This window comes from bacterium, assembly GCA_026416715.1.
Classification (GTDB): domain Bacteria; phylum UBP4; class UBA4092; order JAOAEQ01; family JAOAEQ01; genus JAOAEQ01.
The window spans coordinates 1-369 of record JAOAEQ010000055.1; the positions used below are offsets into that span (position 1 = coordinate 1).

Genomic DNA, 369 nt, shown 5'->3' on the forward strand with positions numbered 1-369 from the left:
GATTTTGTTTATCCCAGATAAATACAACGGTCGGCGATATTAAAGGTAATTATGAGAAAATTCTTAATAAAATAAAGAAGGCCGAGGAAGAAAAAACAGATATAATTATTTTCCCGGAACTTACAATTTGTGGTTATCCGCCTGAGGATCTTGTATTAAAAAAAGGTTTTATTAATGATAAGTTGAAAACGGTAAGAAGAATTGCTGGAAATACAGGTGATATAATTGCAATAGTAGGATTTATCAATCGCAGAAATGAAAAGATATATAATTCAGCAGCAATTTTATATAAGGGAAAAATCAGAGGATTTTATAATAAGATGAATTTGCCAAATTATGGTGTTTTTGACGAAAAAAAATATTTTGCGC

General features: G+C 29.3%; 1 protein-coding gene. It reads left to right on the forward strand.

Annotated elements, in window-relative coordinates; genetic code table 11:
- On the forward strand, positions 1 to 369 hold a 369-nt coding region (locus N3A72_12440; protein ID MCX7920385.1), incomplete at both ends, for an NAD+ synthase.